Consider the following 15,562-nt stretch of genomic DNA (forward strand, 5'->3'; position numbering starts at 1 on the left):
TGAGTTCACGCACCCTTCCTGTCCTCGGGCCATCATACCGGCGTGCTCGAAGCGCTCGACGCGATCGTTCTGCCCTTTCTCGAATCGCTCTACGAGCGGTTCGGCTACGTCGGTGTCGTCATCGCGATGACCATCGAGAGCTGTGCGATCCCCGTGCCATCTGAGCTGATCCTTCCGTTCGCCGGTTGGAGCGTGTCGCGCGGACTCGTCGAGCCACTCACGTCGTCGCCGTGGAGCTACTGGGGCGCCGTGCTCGCTGGGGTGCTTGGCAATACGCTCGGGTCGCTCGCCAGCTACGCGATCGGAGCATATGGTGGCCGCCCCCTGGTCGAGAGATACGGCAGATACGTGCTCATCAGCGCTCACGATCTCGAGCTCGCGGAGCGCTGGTTCGCGCGCTTCGGCGAGGCGACGGTGTTCTTCTCGCGCATGCTGCCGATCGTGCGCACCTTCATCTCGGTGCCCGCGGGTATCGCGCGCATGCCGCTGTGGCGCTTCACGTTGTTCTCGATCCTCGGCGCCATCCCCTGGGTGATGCTGCTGGTCTGGGGCGGGATGCAGCTCGGTGATCACTGGCTCGAGCTGAAGCAGTCGCTCAAAGGACTGGACTATCTCGTCGCTGCCCTCATCGCCCTGGGCGTTGGCTTCTTCGTGTGGCGGCACGTGCGCCGCTGATGGAAGGGGTCTTCGCGTTCGACCGCCAGCTCTACGGCGCGATCGTCACCGCCGTCTCCAACAACCTGCTGCTCGCCTTTCTCGCGATCATCGTCGCCTACCTCAACTGGAACGGACTGGTGTGGTGGATCGCCGGGCTCTTCGTCGCTCGCTCGCGAGACTGGGGGCGTCGCGGGCTGTGGGGAATGCTCACGGTCTATCTCGGACTCTGCGATGGCTGGCTCACGGCCGAGCTGCTGAAGCTCGTCTTCCAGCGCCCGCGTCCGTTCACGGTGGTCCTGGATCTTCCGCGCCCGCTGATCGACGAACCGACGAGCTTCTCGTTCCCCTCGGGCGACGCGACATTCGCGTTCGGCGCAGCGGTGGCGCTCGGTCAGGTCGCTCCCGCGTGGCGACTTCCGGCGCTCTTGTTCGCGTTCGCCGTTGCCTTCGAGCGCGTTGCGGTCGGCGTGCACTACCCCATCGACGTCACCGCCGGTGCGATCCTTGGCACGGTCTCCGGTCTCACCGCGCCGCTCGTGGTCGGTCTCTTGCGGAGACGCGTGCGCTGGCGTGCCTTCGTCGTTCCGCACACGCACTGGGATCGCGAGTGGTACGAGCGCTTCGAGGGCTATCGCGCGCGGCTCGTGCCGATGGTGTCGAAGCTCCTCGATCTCCTCGAGCGCGACGATGCGTTCCGTTCGTTCACGTTCGACGGGCACACCATCTGGGCCGAGGACTACCTCGAGAAGCGACCGGCCGATCGCTCGCGCATCGAGGCGCTGGTGCGCTCGGACCGTCTCCTCATCGGACCGTGGTACGTGCTCGCCGACAACCTGCTCGTCTCGGGCGAGTCGCTGCTCCGCAACTTCCAGGAAGGACTGCGGGTCTCTGGTTCGTTCGGTCGCGCGATGCGCGTCGGCTACGTCGCGGATCCCTTCGGCCATCCCGCGCAGACGCCGCAGATCCTTCGCGGCTTCGGATACAGCTCGTACGTCTTCTCGCGTGGCGTCGGCGACGAGGGCGAACGGGTCGGCGCGGAGTTCCGCTGGCAGGCGCCGTCGGGAGACCGCGTTCTCGCGACGCACCTCGTCGACCACTACTCAGGCGGGCTACAGCTGGTGGGGGAGCTCAGCGAGACGCCGGAGCAGCTTCGCGCGAGGATCCGCCGCCGGTTGGGCCGGATGCTCGACGTCACGACGGCGTACGCGAACGGCAAGACGCTGCTGTTCATGGTCGGCGACGATCACGTCGACGCGTACCCGCGCCTGCCCGAAGCGGTCGCCGCGCTTCACGAGGCCGCGAGGAACATCGATGCGCGCATCGGGAACCTCGAGGAGTACGAGGCCGAGATGGCCGAGCCGCGCGGCGAGGTCGTCGGCGAGATGGTGCGCGGCAAGTACCGCCCGATCCTCCGCGGCGTGAATTCCGCGCGTGTCTGGATCAAGCAGGAGAACGCCCGGTGCGAGCGGCTGCTCCTGGAGCGCTGCGAGCCGCTCGACGCGCTCGCGGGCGGGATCGCGCGCGACGAGGTGCGCTCGCTGTGGCGCACGCTCCTCCAGAACCACCCGCACGACTCCATCTGCGGCTGTTCGATCGACGCCGTGCACGACGTCGACATGGCGCCGCGTTTCGCGCGCGTCCGGACGGAGGGCGAGGCGCTCGCGGCCCGACTCGAGCGGCGGCTTGCCGGGCGCGGGAACGTGCCGGTCGTGTGGAGCGCGGTGCCCTGGGAGCGCGCCGCTGTCGTCACGCTCGACGGACGACCCACGCGCGTGCACTGCGCCGCGCTCGGTACGGCGCCGGCGCAGCGCGCGGAAGGCCCAGGGGTTGCGTCCTCGGACAAGGGAGTCATCGAGAACGAGGCCCTGCGCGTCGAGGTCGCGCTCGACGGCTCGTTCGTGGTGACCGACCGCGCGAGCGGCGAGCGTTCCGGCCCGCACGGCGCGCTGCTCGACGAGGGCGACCGTGGCGACGAATACACCTATTCGTATGCGGGCCCGACGCTCGGGTCGCGCGATCTCGCTGGGACGCGGCGCGCTTCGGTCGCCGGCGATCGCGCCACCGTGACGGTCGAGTTCGAGCTGCGGCTTCCCGCAGGTCTACGGGAAGACCGCCTGGCTCGCACGCCGGAGCTTGTACCGTGCCCGGTCCGCAGCGAGATATCGCTCGACGCCGGTGCGCGACGCGTGGATGTGCGCATCGTGGTCGATAACCAGGCACGCGATCACCGGCTGCGCGTGCTGTGTGAGACCGGCACGCGGTCGCTGACGCACGTCGCGGGCGCGGCCTTCGCCTGGCTGGAGCGCGAGACGCGCGTTGCCCCGCGCCCGGGCTGGATCGAGCAGCCGACCGCTGAGCGCGCACTCCACGACCTCGTGGCAGTCCAGGGAGCGACGCGCGGTGTCGCCATCGGCGTCGACGGCCTTCGCGAGTACGCCGTTCTTCACGACGGGCGGACGATCGCGATCACGCTCCTCAGGGCGGTGGGGTTCCTGTCGCGCGGCGATCTCCCCGAACGCAAGGGACACGCCGGACCCGCGCTGGTGACACCGAGCGCGCAGTGCATCGGCGAGCGTGCGTACCGCTACTGCGTCGTGCCGCTCGGAGGCGACATGACGCTGCCGCGCGCCGCGCGAGAGATCCGCGAGTGGCTCTCACCCCCGTGGAGCGGCCAGGGCGACGCGGCATGGCGCTCCTTCTATTCGGTCGAGGGCGATCCGGCGGTCCAGCCGTCCGCGCTGCGCGCGGGCCCGGACGGCGCGATCGTTGCGCGTGTCTTCAATCCGTCGCGCGACCCGTCGTCCGTGACGCTCCGCTTCGCGCGGCCTGCGCTGGATGCCCGTGCCGTCGATCTGCGCGAAGGCGATCTCGCCCTGGGCAACACGGGACTCGACATCGTCCGCACCGCGGCACCGCCGGATGTCGCCGACGGCACGGTCGCCGTCAGGCTCGCGCCGTACGAGATCGGTACGTACCTCGTCCGCCTCGCCTGAACGCGGTACCTCTTTTGTGTCATGCCTCGTCGCACGAACGTGTGACGGGCGAGGGACAGACACGAGGCATCTCGCGGTCTAACGTCGCGGCATGCGCCGGACCCTCTTGCTCGCACTCGTACTGCTCGCCATCGTCGTTGCGCCCGCAGCCGCCGATGATGACCGCACGCATTTCCGTCGGACGACGCCGCGCGCGACGCTCGAAGAGCAAGCTGGCATCTTCGCGCTCGGCGTTCCGAGTGGACGCGCCTGGGGCATCGAGAGCGAGCTCCGTCCGTTGCCGCCTGAGGGTGCCCTCGCTGTGCGCCTGGCCGTCTCGGATAGCGAGGTGCGTGAGGCCTTCGTCCGCATCGCTTACTACGCGAGCGCGACGGGGCGTCCCCGGCAGATCGCCATAGCCGACAGCGAGGCCGTAGCGGCCGGCGAGGGACGCGTCCTGTTCGTGCGGCTGGATCCGCCGCCCGGCGCGGTGGCCTACCGGATCCGCGTCCTGGCGCGCGTCCGGCCGGACGCCGACCGCTCGCGCGACGACGCCGTCCAGGCGCGTGTGACGCTCATCGACCGGGCGGCAACGCGGTTCGGCTCGTTGTTCTCGCGCCTGCTGCCCGACGCGCCTTGACATTAGACTGACCGCGGGATGGCGACGGTCACCTACGACCACGTGACGAAGAGCTTCGGTGACTTCACCGCGGTCAAGGATCTGAATCTGCAGGTCCGGGACGAGGAGTTCCTCGTTCTCGTGGGCCCGTCGGGCTGCGGCAAGACGACCGCGCTCCGGATGCTCGCCGGGTTGGAAGAGCAGAGCACCGGGGATATCTTCATCGGCGAGCGCCGCGTGAACGATGTCGCCCCGAAGGACCGCGACATCGCCATGGTCTTCCAGAACTACGCGCTCTATCCGCACATGAGCGTGTACGACAACATCGCGTTCGGCCTCAAGCTCCGGAACGTCGCGCGCCCCGAGATCGAGCGGCGTGTGAACGAGGTCGCGGAGATGCTCTCGATCGGTCAACTGCTGAAGCGCAAGCCGAAGGAGCTCTCCGGCGGTCAGCGACAACGGGTCGCTGTTGGTCGCGCGATCGCACGCGAGCCCGCGGTCTTCCTGATGGACGAGCCGCTTTCGAACCTCGATGCGAAGCTGCGTATCCAGACACGCGCGATGTTGCAGAAGCTCCATCAGCGTTTGCTGCGCACGACGATCTACGTCACGCACGATCAGGTCGAGGCGATGACGATGGGCGACCGCATCGCGGTGATGAACGCGGGAGTTCTCCAGCAGCTCGATACACCCGAGAACCTGCACGAGCGTCCGACGAATCTGTTCGTGGCGGGCTTCATCGGATCCCCGTCGATGAACTTCTTCCCAGCGAAGATCGTTGGATCCGGAGGCGGCGCGGTGGCGGACGCGGGGTTCTTCCGCGCGCCGGTGAAGGGTCAGGCCGCCGAGGCGACCGGACGCGACGTGATCCTGGGTATCCGGCCCGAGGACATCGACGATCTGGCGAGCGCGCAGCAGAACGGCCACCTGCCCGTTGAGACAAAGGTGGAAGTCGTTGAGTTCCTTGGCAACGAGCTGCAGCTTCAGCTCTCGGCGGATGGCCAGACGTTCGTCGCGCGCGTCTCGACCAATACGCAGACCCGCCCGGGCTCGACGCTGCGCGTGGGCTTCAATCTCAAGAAGCTTCACGTCTTCGATAAGGCGACGGAGGCCGCTCTGCGGTGACGCTGCGCGGAAGCGTCCAAGACTTCCCGCTCCGATCGGTCCTCGAGATGCTCGCTCAAACGAAGAAGACCGGAGAGCTGCAGCTACGCGCAGGGGACCAGGTGGGTGCGCTTGGCATCGCCGATGGCCGTGTGGTCACCGCTGTGCTCGGCGAAGAGGAGCCACTGCTCGCGCTGGGCGCGATCTTCGCGCTCGAGGGAGCGGAGTTCGAGTTCACGCCATGGGATGACGCGCCGCCCGCGAATCTCGAGGGAAAGCTCGATGAGCTCTTGCGCAAGGCCGACGAAGCGAAGAAGCAGCGCGAAGAAGCGCGACGGAAGGCCGAGGAAGAGCGACAGGCCGCGATCAAGAAGGCCGAGGAAGAAGCCGAAGCCGCGCGCAGGAAGGCGGAGGAGGAACGCGAGGCCGAGCGCAAACGGATGGAAGAGATCCGAGCGCTCATCCCGAGCGACGACCTACCCTTCCGACTGTCCGAGCGCGCTGTCGACCAGGGCGCGGTGACCCTCACGTCGGAGCGCTGGCGTGTCGTGCTCGCGGTGAACGGCGAGCGCGACGTGAACGCGATCGCCGCGATGCTTCATTTCGATCATGACGCCGCGCTCACGTCGCTCGCGGCTCTGGTCCGCGACGGCGTGATCGAGCCGGTGGCGAGGCCGGCCGCAGCGCCCGCACCGGAGGCGACTGCATACCAGGCACCGGCGCCCCAGACACCCGCCTACGAACCTCCGGCGTACGAGCCCCCCTCCCATCAGGCGCCAACGTTCGAATCGCCGGCGCCCACGTTCGAGCCGCCCGCCCGCACGTTCGAGCCCGCTGCGGACACGTTCGCGCCGTCGCCCGAGGCCGCGCCGGCCGAGGTCCCCGCGCCGACGCAGGACTGGATCACGCCGGATCAGGCCGTGCCGGACGGGCCCTGGACGGCGACGCCGGCGGAGCCGGCGCCGATCTCCGAGGTCGCGCCGCAGTGGCCCGCGCCTGAGAGTCCAGCGCCGCCTCAGGACTGGATCACGCCGGACGCGGCGGCGCCCTCGTCCATGGACGATCGCCTCAGCGCCCTTTCCGGGATCTTCGGCCCGGCTCCGACCGAGCCTGACGCACCCGCGCCCGTCGAACCGCCGGTGAGCTCGTGGGCACCGCCAGCGACCGATCAGTGGGGCACTCCGGCGCACCCGGTCCCCGGGGCCGAACGCTGGACAAAGTCTGCGGCGCCGGATCCCGCGTCGCCCGCGACGTCCGACGACCCGTGGGGCACACCACCCTCCTCGTCGCCGGCGGCGCCGTCCTCGTGGTCGCCACCACCGTCCGCACCCGCGCCGGACACGGATACCTGGGTCGCGCCCACACCGCCGGCGAAGAGCACGTGGTCCGCCCCTGCGGCTCCCGCCGCTCAGGACGCGAGCTCCGCCGATCCCTGGGGAGCTCCACCCGGCGCCGCATCGCGCATCCCTCCGCTCCGGCCCGCCGGAACACCCGTTCCGCCGGTCGAGGAGTGGAGCGCACCGCCGGCGGCACCTCCCGAGAAAAAGAAGCGCGGGCTCTTCGGCTTCGGTCGCGACAAACCGGCGCCGCCGCCCGTCGCGGGCATGCCGCTACCGACCGCGGGCGTCATGGGCAGTCGCGCCGGCATGGTGGCCGCGCTCGCAAACGCGCTCATCGCCGAATACAACAACGGCCAGTACGGCAAGAGCCGTATCGAAGAGCGCATCGCCAACCTGCTGATGCGCGTCGATGAGCAGGCCGATCCGATCGATCGGCCGCTCCCGATCGTCGACGATCGCATCGACGTCGAGGCGCTCGAGCGCGAGCAGATCGCTGATTCGCAGGCGCTGCCGTACCTCGCGCTTCTCGTGACGACCATCTTCGCCGACGCCGAGAAGACGTTCGGCAAGGACAAGGCGAAGAAGGGCTATAAGGCCGCGACGAAGAGCGTCATGCTCGGCGATGCCAGCGTGCTGTCGTCGCCGGAGCTCGCGGGCAAGCTCCCCAGGGTCTGAGCGACAACCACTTCCTCGGCGTCGACCTCGGCGGTACGCAGATCCGCTCGGTCATCGCGACGCTTGACGGCGACCGCCACGAGATCGTCGCGCGTGATGAGCGTCGCACGCCACGAGACGGCGCCGAGTCGATCGTTCGCGCGATCGCGGACTCCGCTCGCGCGAGCGCCCGCGAGGCCGGCTTACCGCTCCACGAGCTCGTCGCTGTCGGTTGCGCCGCGCCGGGTCCCCTCGACCACCGCACCGGTCTGGTGCATCAGGCGCCGAACCTGGTCGGATTCATCGAGTTCCCGCTCGCCGCCCGTCTGTCCGATGCGCTCGATGGGCTCACCGTCTTCGTCGACCGCGACACCGCGATGGCCGCGATCGCCGAGGGTCGGGTCGGCGCCGCGCGCGGCGCGCGCGACTTCATCTACGTGACCGTGTCCACCGGGCTCGGCGGAACGATCGTGAGCGGCGGTCGCATGCTGCGTGGCGCGACGAACACCGCCGGTGAGATCGGGCATTGGCCGGTCGCGTTCCAGCTCGATCCATCGCGTGACGCGGCCGCGGATCTGCCGCGCTGTGGCTGCGGCTCGTTCGGCTGCGCCGAGTCGTTCGCGGCGGGCCGCAACATCGCCGATGCCTACGGGGTCACAGACGCGGCCGAGGTCTTCGCCGCCGCCGCACGTGGCGAGCCCCGCGCGACCACGATCGTCGTGCGAGCGGAACGTGCGCTCGCGAACCTCGCGGTCGGCCTGGTGAACGTGCTGAATCCCGCTCTCATCGTCGTCGGCGGATCCATCGCGGACAAACAACCAGCTCATGTGCTGGAGCCGATGCGTCGCGCGATCGCGGAGCGCGCGTTCCGCGCGCCGGCCGGCGCGGTGCGGGTGGTGCCGGCGGAGCTCGGCGCCGATGTCGGCATGCTGGGTGCGGTCTTCGCTGCCAGACAGCGTCTGTCGGGGCAGGGGGAGTGGTTCCTTTAGTCTCACCATCACAAGGGGGTCAGCCATGGGTGTGCGCATCGGCATCAACGGTTTCGGACGCATCGGCCGGCAGTTCCTCAAGGCGGTCCTGGAGCGGCACCCTGAGCTCGAGGTCGTCGCCGTGAACGATCTCACGGACCCGCAGATGAACGCCTACCTGTTCAAGCACGACACCAACTACGGCGACTTCAAGGGCGAGGTCTCCGCCAGCGCGGACTCGCTCGTGATCGATGGCCACAGCATCAAGGTGCTGCAGGAGAAGGATCCCGCCAAGCTCCCCTGGAAGGCGCTCGACGTGGACATCGTCATCGAATCGACCGGCTTCTTCACCGATGGGACGAAGGCGAAAGCCCACCTGGACGCCGGTGCGAAGAAGGTCATCATCTCCGCGCCCGCGAAGAACGAGGACGTCACCGTGGTCCTCGGCGTGAACGAGGAGCGCTACGACCCAGCCAAGCACAACATCATCAGCAACGCGTCGTGCACCACGAACGGCCTCGCGCCGGTCGCGAAAGTGCTCAACGACGAGTTCGGCATCAAGAAGGGCTTCCTCACGACGGTCCATTCGTACACGAACTCGCAGCGCACGCTCGACACCGCCGCGAAAGAGCCGCGCGACGCGCGCGCGGCCGCGGAGAACATCGTCCCGTCGGAGACCGGCGCCGCGAAAGCGGTGGCGCTCGTGATCCCGGAGCTGAAAGGGAAATTCGTCGGTATGGCGTTCCGCGTGCCGACGTCGACCGTGTCCGTCGTCGACTTCGTCGCGACGCTCGGGCGGGAGGTCACGAAGGACGAGGTGAACGCGGCCTTCAAGCGCGCAAGCGAAGGCGACCTCAAGGGGATCATGGGTTACACGGAGGAGCCGCTCGTCTCGAGCGACCTGAAGGGCGATGACCGTTCCACGATCGTCAGCGCGATCGACACGATCGTCCTCGGCGATACCGTGAAGGTCATCTCCTGGTACGACAACGAATGGGGTTACGCCTGTCGGCTCGCTGACATCGCCGCGTTCGTCGCGTCGAAGCTCCGCGTTCCCGCCGCGGCGTAGCTTCGCGTGACGGGCTTCGCGAAGCGGACCATCCGGGACGCCGATCCGTCCGGGAAGAAGGTCCTCGTTCGCGTCGATTTCAACGTGCCGCTCGCCGACGGTGCGGTCGCCGACGACACGCGCGTACGCGCGGCATTGCCCACGATCAATTACCTACTCGAGCACGGCGCCGCGATCGCGCTGTGCTCGCATCTTGGACGGCCGAAAGGTCCCGATCGGAAGCTGAGCCTCAAACCCGTGGCGCGCCGGCTCGGCGAGCTCCTCGGACGGGACGTGCGTCTGCTGCCGGAGTCGGTCGGGTCCGCGGTGCGTGAAGCGGTCGCTCGGCTGCGCCCGGGTGACGTCGTACTGCTCGAGAACGTCCGCTTCCATCCTGAGGAGGAGAAGAACGATCCGGCGTTCGCGAAGGAGCTCGCGAGCGGCTATGACCTGTACGTGAATGACGCCTTCGGCGCCGCGCATCGCGCGCACGCCTCGACGGAGGGCGTGGCGAGGATCCTTCCCGCGTACGCGGGGCTGTTGCTCGAGAAGGAGCTCCTCGTCCTCGGAGGTCTCGTAAGCGCACCGGACCGGCCTTTCCTCGCGATCATCGGCGGCGCGAAGGTGAGCACCAAGATCGACGTGCTCCGCGCGCTCCTCGCGCGCGTCGATGCGCTCGCGATCGGCGGCGGCATGGCGAACACCTTCCTCCTTGCCACGGGGCACAAGATCGGACGGTCGCTCGCGGAGCCCGATCGTGCGAGCGAGGCGAGGGCGATCCTCGACGACGCGAAGGCGCAGGGCAAACGCGTGCTGCTGCCCGCCGACGTGCTCTGCGCGCCGTCCGTCGACGAGGCCGGCGCGCGCGCGGCGACGTTGAAGGGGATCGACGATGTGTCCGACGATCTCGCCATCGTCGACATCGGCCCGCGCACCATCGAGCGATACGCGGAGGAGATCCGGCGCGCGAAGACGATCTTCTGGAACGGCCCGGTCGGCGTCTTCGAGATCCCGGCGTTCGCGACCGGAACGAAGCGCGTCGCGGAGCTGCTCGCCGCGAGCAAAGCCGCGACCGTCGTGGGTGGTGGTGAGTCCGTGCAGGCGGTCGAGGAGCTTGGCCTCGCGGACAAGATGACCCATGTGTCCACCGGCGGCGGTGCATCGCTCGAGCTCATCGAGGGAAAGACGCTGCCCGGAGTCGCTGCGATCCCAGACCGTACGGAGACCCACGCCGCATGAGCGAGACGACGATCGAGATGATCCGCGGGCGCGAGGTCTTGGACTCGCGCGGTGACCCGACCGTCGCGGTGGACGTCATGCTCAGCGACGGCTCGCGTGGCACCGCGATGGTCCCGAGCGGAGCGTCCACCGGAGCGCACGAGGCGGTCGAGCTACGCGATGGCGACAAGGCCCGCTACCGCGGGAAAGGTGTTCTGAGGGCGGTGAGCAACGTCGACGACGTGATCGCGCCGGAGCTCATCGGTGAAGATGCGGCCGACCAGACCGAGATCGACAAGCTGCTCCTGGAGCTCGACGGCACGCCGAACAAGTCGAAGCTCGGGGCGAACGCGATCCTCGGCGTGTCGCTCGCATGCGCTCGCGCCGCGGCGACTGCCGTGGGCCTGCCGCTGTACCGCTACCTCGGTGGACCGATCGCGCGCACGCTGCCGGTCCCGCTCATGAACATCCTCAACGGCGGCAAGCACGCGACGGACTCCGCCGACATGCAGGAGTACATGGTCGTGCCGGTCGGCGCAGCGTCGTTCCGCGAGGCGGTGCGCGCCGGCGCCGAGGTGTTCCACGCGCTGAAGGCGATCCTGCACGACCGCGGTATGGGCACCGGCGTCGGCGACGAGGGCGGTTTCGCGCCGGCCGGGCTCAAGGACAACGAGGAGCCGATCCGTCTCATCCTCCAGGCCGTCGAGAAGGCCGGCTATCGCCCGGGCGAGGATGTCGCGATCGCGCTCGATCCTGCGGCCACCGAGCTGTATGCGAACGGCAAATACACGCTCGCGCGCGAAAACGCGACGCTCGACGCAGCCGCGATGACCGCGCGCTACGCGGAGTGGCGCGGGAAGTACCCACTCGTGTCCGTCGAGGATGGCCTTGCGGAGGACGACTGGACGGGGTGGAAGCACCTCACGACCGCTCTCGGCGACAGGCTTCAGCTCGTCGGGGACGATCTGTTCGTGACGAACATCGAACGGATCCGGCGCGGCGTCACAGAGGAAGTCGCCAACGCGGTCCTGATCAAGCTGAATCAGATCGGCACGCTCTCGGAGACGATCGAGGCCGTCGAGTTCGCTCACCGCTCGGGGTATTCGACGGTCATCTCGCACCGGTCGGGCGAGACGGAGGACACGACCATCGCCGACCTCGCCGTGGCGCTCAACAGCGGTCAGATCAAGACCGGCTCGCTGTCACGCAGCGAGCGCAACGCGAAGTACAACCGCCTGATGGAGATCGAGACGGAGCTGCAGGATGCCGCACGGTATCCGGGCCGTGACGCGTTCCCGCGCTTCGGGCGCTAGCCCGTGAATCAGCGTCTCGTCGTTCCGCTCTCTGCGCTCGGCGCGCACGATCTCCCGATCGCGGGCGGTAAGGGCGCGAACCTCGGCGAGCTCATCCTCGCGGGCTTCCCAGTTCCCGACGGCTTCGTGATCACCACCGACGCATACGTCGCGGCCGCGAGCGCGGCCGCGGTCGACCCGAAGGACCCAAAGGCGGCGCGCGCCAAGTTGATCGAGACAGCGATGCCGGCGGAGATCGCGAACTCGGTGCGCGATGCGTACCGCGCGCTCGGCGGCCGAGTCGCGGTGCGCTCGTCGGCGACCGCGGAGGACCTGCCCGAGGCGAGCTTCGCGGGACAGCAGGACACCATCCTCGACGTGGTGGGCGATGATGCGCTCCTCGACGCGGTCCGCCGCTGCTGGGCGTCGCTGTGGAACGAGCGCGCCGTCTCCTATCGGGCAACGAACGCGGTCGACGAGCGTGCCCTGCGACTGGCGGTCGTCGTGCAGCGGATGGTGCCCGCGACGATCGCGGGCGTCCTCTTCACCGCCGACCCCATCACCGGCCGCCGCCGGCGCGCCGCGATCGATGCGGTGCGCGGGCTCGGCGAGCAGCTCGTATCCGGGGCGGTGAATCCGGATCACTACCTCGTCGACACGACGACCGGCGCGGTCCTCGAGCGCCGCGGCGACATTCTCGACGATGCTGGCCTACGCGAGATCGCGGCGATGGGCGCCCGCATCGAAGCGCACTATGGAAAACCGCAGGACATCGAGTGGGCGATCGACGAACAGAAGCTGTGGATCGTGCAGTCGCGCGACATCACGACGCTGTATCCGATCCCCGCGAGCGCTCCCGATCCGGAGCGCGACCTGCGCGTGTACTTCTCGGCCAGTGTCGCGCAGGGCGTTCTTCAGCCCTTCACGCCGATGGGTATCGAGACCTTCCGGTTGCTCAGCGCGGCGTTCGCCTCCGCGGTTGGTAGGCCTCTCGCGGATCCGGCCGCAGGTGCGTCCGTCATCGCGGATGCGGGCCTGCGCCTCTGGGTCGATCTCGCCGCGGTCCTTCGGAACTCGGCCGCGCGGCAGATACCGGTCCGGGTGTTTTCCATCATGGAAGCGCGCAGTTCGGTGATCTACACGCGGCTGCTGGACGACCCGCGCCTCGCCCCGCGCGGTGGCTCGCGCATCCGCGCGATCGTTTCGATCCTTCGCGCGGTCGAGCACGCCGGAGTGCCGCCGTGGGTGATCCGCGCCTTCCTCCGTCCCGAGGCGACGCGCGACCGGGTCCTGCGCGACATGGAGTCGCTCGTCACGAGCGACGTGGGACCGCTCACGACACCGGGCGAGCGGCTCGACGCGTTCGAGCGTCTGCTCGTCACGATACCGCCGCGCATGTTCCCGAGGCTTGTCGGGGTAGCCGCCGCCGGTCTTGTCTCGTACAACCGCGTCGCAAGACTGCTCCGCGGTGTCGCCAGCGATGACGAAATGCGGACGGTGCTCCGCGGCCTGCCCTTCAACCCGACGACCGAGATGGACCTGGACCTGTGGGCTATCGCGCGCCGCGCTCGCGACGATCCGTCGTCGCGCACAGCCCTGGCGGACCGGGCGCCAGTGGAGCTGAGCGCGGACTACCGACGCGGTGCACTACCGCCAGTGCTCCAGCAGGAGCTCGAGACGTTCCTGGTGCGGTACGGGCACCGTGCGATCGCCGAGATCGATCTCGGCCTGCCGCGCTGGTCGGAGGATCCGTCACATCTCCTTGGCGCGATCGCGAACTACCAGCGCCTCGACACGGCGGCTCTGGCCCCCGACGCGCAGTTCGCGCGCGGCGCGCGCGAGGCGGATGCGACGATCGCAACGCTACTGTCGCGGGTCCACGGTCCGCGTCGATTCGTCGCGCGAAAGCTCCTCCGACGGGTTCGCGCCCTCGCCGGCGTGCGCGAGGCGCCGAAGTTCCAGGTGGTCCGCGTCTTCGCCCGCGGCCGAGCGATCCTCGCGCCCGTGGGAGTGGCGCTCGCCGCCGACGGGCGCGTCGCCGCGGCGGACGACATCTGGTTCCTCACGCTTCACGACGCGCGTCGCGCGGTCGCCGGCGAGGACATGCACGCCCGCGTCGCAGAGCGTCGCGCGGAGTACCGCCGCGAGGAGCGGCGGCGTCACATCCCGCGTGTGCTCCTGTCGGATGGGACCGACGCCGAGGCCGCGTTCGCCTCACCCGCGACTGACGGTGCGATCCGCGGCACGCCGGCATCACCGGGCACCGCGCGCGGCGTCGCGCACGTGATGCTTTCGCCCGCAGGCGCACGGCTCGAGCCCGGCGAGGTCCTCGTCGCTCCGGCCACCGATCCGGGTTGGACGCCGCTCTTCCTCACGGCGAGCGCGCTGGTGATGGAGATGGGCGGGATGATGTCCCACGGCGCGGTCGTCGCGCGTGAATACGGGATACCCGCGGTCGTCGGCGTTCCGGAAGCGACAACGCGGATCGCGACGGGCGAGCACGTCGTCGTCGACGGCTCTGCTGGGACGGTCGCGCTCGAGGGGCCCTAGGTCTTCTTGGTGCTCTTCGCTGCGCGCTTCGCGACGCGGCTGCGCTTGCGCCGTGCCGCGTTCTTGTGGATCGCGCCGCGCTTCGCCGCACGGTCGAGCATGCTCGCGGCTTCGGCCACGGCCTCCTGGACCGCCTCGCCGCCCTTCTCGATCGCGGAGCGCGCGGTCTTCACCGCGCTGCGCGCGGCCGAGCGCGCCACGGTCTTGATGGTGGTGCGACGCTGCGTCTGACGGATGCGCTTGAGAGCGGAGCGCTTCTTCTTCGCCATAGGGCCGGAACGATACACGACATCCGTCGCAGGACCGTATGGCCGCCCGGCTCGCTCATACTCACGCGGTGACGATGTCCATCGCTCGGGCGTCGCTCGTCATGATCGCCGCACTCATCGCCAGCCGGATCCTCGGCTGGCTTCGCCTTTCGGTCTTCGGTGCGACGTTCGGCGAGACGCCGCAGCTCGACGCCTTCTGGGCCGCCTTCCGCATCCCGGACGCGCTGTTCAACCTGGTCGTGGCGGGCGCGCTGGCATCGGCGTTCATCCCGGTGTTCGCGGGCTACCTCGCGAAAGAGAACGAGGACGAGGCGTGGCACGTCGCGTCGAGCGTGATGAATGTCCTCGTCCTCGCGCTCGTGCTCCTCTCCGGTGTGATGTGGCTTGCCGCGCCGTGGATCGTGCCTACGCTGATCGTCTCGCCGGCTTTCGCGAGCCAGCCGGGTCAGCTCGACCTCACCATCGAGCTCACGCGGATCATGCTGCTCAGCCCGATCTTCATGGGGCTGTCCTCGCTGGTCACGGGAGTGCTCCAGTCATACCGGCAGTTCCTCGCCGGAGCGATAGCGCCTCTCGTCTACAACGGCGTGCAGATCCTCTTCGCGCTGTTCGCGTCGCCATTCGTCGGGATCAACGCTCTCGCGTACGGCGTCGTCGCCGGCGCGGTGATGATGTTCCTCGTCCAACTGCCCGAGCTCACGTTCCGTCGCACGAAGTACCAGCTCACGTTCGATCTCGGCCATCCGGGCGTGCGTCAGATCTTCGCGCTGGCCGGGCCGCGAACCCTTTCACTCGGCGCGGTCCAGGTCGTGTTCTTCGTGGACACGTATCTCGCATCCGGCATGCGCCCCGGATCGCTCACGGCGCTGAA

General features: G+C 69.1%; 12 protein-coding genes. 11 read left to right on the forward strand and 1 reads right to left on the reverse strand.

Features of this window, described 5'->3' with window-relative positions; all coding sequences use genetic code 11:
* Nucleotides 1-42 precede the first annotated feature (42 nt).
* From VI056_13360 to VI056_13405, 10 genes are all read left to right on the forward strand, one after another.
* Nucleotides 43-675: a DedA family protein gene (locus tag VI056_13360; GenBank protein HEY6204015.1), complete on the forward strand. Its 633-nt coding sequence runs from the start codon at nucleotides 43-45 to the stop codon at nucleotides 673-675.
* The gene (locus tag VI056_13365; protein HEY6204016.1) at nucleotides 675-3,650 is read left to right on the forward strand and encodes a phosphatase PAP2 family protein; all 2,976 of its coding nucleotides are present in this window, start codon (nucleotides 675-677) and stop codon (nucleotides 3,648-3,650) included. Before VI056_13360 ends, VI056_13365 begins: the two co-directional genes overlap by 1 nt.
* A 91-nt stretch (nucleotides 3,651-3,741) precedes the next feature.
* Nucleotides 3,742-4,269: a hypothetical protein gene (locus tag VI056_13370; protein ID HEY6204017.1), complete on the forward strand. Its 528-nt coding sequence runs from the start codon at nucleotides 3,742-3,744 to the stop codon at nucleotides 4,267-4,269.
* 18 nt (nucleotides 4,270-4,287) lie between these two features.
* Entirely contained in the window at nucleotides 4,288-5,373 is a 1,086-nt protein-coding gene (gene ugpC, locus VI056_13375; GenBank protein ID HEY6204018.1) for a sn-glycerol-3-phosphate ABC transporter ATP-binding protein UgpC, read from the forward strand.
* Nucleotides 5,370-7,367, forward strand: coding sequence for a DUF4388 domain-containing protein (locus VI056_13380; GenBank protein HEY6204019.1), 1,998 nt, complete (start codon nucleotides 5,370-5,372; stop codon nucleotides 7,365-7,367). Before ugpC ends, VI056_13380 begins: the two co-directional genes overlap by 4 nt.
* Nucleotides 7,364-8,335 carry an ROK family protein gene (locus VI056_13385; protein HEY6204020.1) on the forward strand — a complete coding sequence of 324 codons (972 nt, stop codon included), beginning with the start codon at nucleotides 7,364-7,366 and terminating at the stop codon, nucleotides 8,333-8,335. The genes VI056_13380 and VI056_13385 overlap by 4 nt, the downstream gene beginning before the upstream one ends.
* Nucleotides 8,336-8,360: 25 nt before the next feature.
* Nucleotides 8,361-9,383: a type I glyceraldehyde-3-phosphate dehydrogenase gene (gene gap / locus VI056_13390; protein ID HEY6204021.1), complete on the forward strand. Its 1,023-nt coding sequence runs from the start codon at nucleotides 8,361-8,363 to the stop codon at nucleotides 9,381-9,383.
* Between the two features lie 6 nt (nucleotides 9,384-9,389).
* Entirely contained in the window at nucleotides 9,390-10,601 is a 1,212-nt protein-coding gene (locus VI056_13395; GenBank protein ID HEY6204022.1) for a phosphoglycerate kinase, read from the forward strand.
* Nucleotides 10,598-11,893, forward strand: coding sequence for a phosphopyruvate hydratase (gene eno, locus VI056_13400; GenBank protein ID HEY6204023.1), 1,296 nt, complete (start codon nucleotides 10,598-10,600; stop codon nucleotides 11,891-11,893). Before VI056_13395 ends, eno begins: the two co-directional genes overlap by 4 nt.
* 3 nt (nucleotides 11,894-11,896) lie before the next feature.
* Entirely contained in the window at nucleotides 11,897-14,422 is a 2,526-nt protein-coding gene (locus VI056_13405) for a PEP/pyruvate-binding domain-containing protein (protein HEY6204024.1), read from the forward strand.
* Here the strand turns inward: VI056_13405 and rpsT are convergent.
* On the reverse strand, nucleotides 14,419-14,691 hold the full coding sequence (gene rpsT, locus VI056_13410) for a 30S ribosomal protein S20 (protein ID HEY6204025.1): 273 nt from the start codon (nucleotides 14,689-14,691) through the stop codon (nucleotides 14,419-14,421). The two genes, VI056_13405 and rpsT, sit on opposite strands and share 4 nt — an antisense overlap.
* A 74-nt stretch (nucleotides 14,692-14,765) precedes the next feature.
* Here rpsT and VI056_13415 point away from each other — a divergent pair.
* On the forward strand, nucleotides 14,766-15,562 hold a 797-nt coding region (locus VI056_13415; protein ID HEY6204026.1), incomplete at its 3' end, for a lipid II flippase MurJ.

Source organism: Candidatus Limnocylindria bacterium, assembly GCA_036523395.1.
GTDB lineage: Bacteria > Chloroflexota > Limnocylindria > P2-11E > P2-11E > CF-39.

Coding starts and splice junctions, on each gene's coding strand:
- eno (HEY6204023.1), top strand. CDS start 10,598: ATGAGCGAGACGACGATCGAGATGATCCGCGGGCGCGAGGTCTTGGAC.
- VI056_13365 (HEY6204016.1), top strand. CDS start 675: ATGGAAGGGGTCTTCGCGTTCGACCGCCAGCTCTACGGCGCGATCGTC.
- rpsT (HEY6204025.1), bottom strand. CDS start 14,691: ATGGCGAAGAAGAAGCGCTCCGCTCTCAAGCGCATCCGTCAGACGCAG.
- VI056_13370 (HEY6204017.1), top strand. CDS start 3,742: ATGCGCCGGACCCTCTTGCTCGCACTCGTACTGCTCGCCATCGTCGTT.
- ugpC (HEY6204018.1), top strand. CDS start 4,288: ATGGCGACGGTCACCTACGACCACGTGACGAAGAGCTTCGGTGACTTC.
- gap (HEY6204021.1), top strand. CDS start 8,361: ATGGGTGTGCGCATCGGCATCAACGGTTTCGGACGCATCGGCCGGCAG.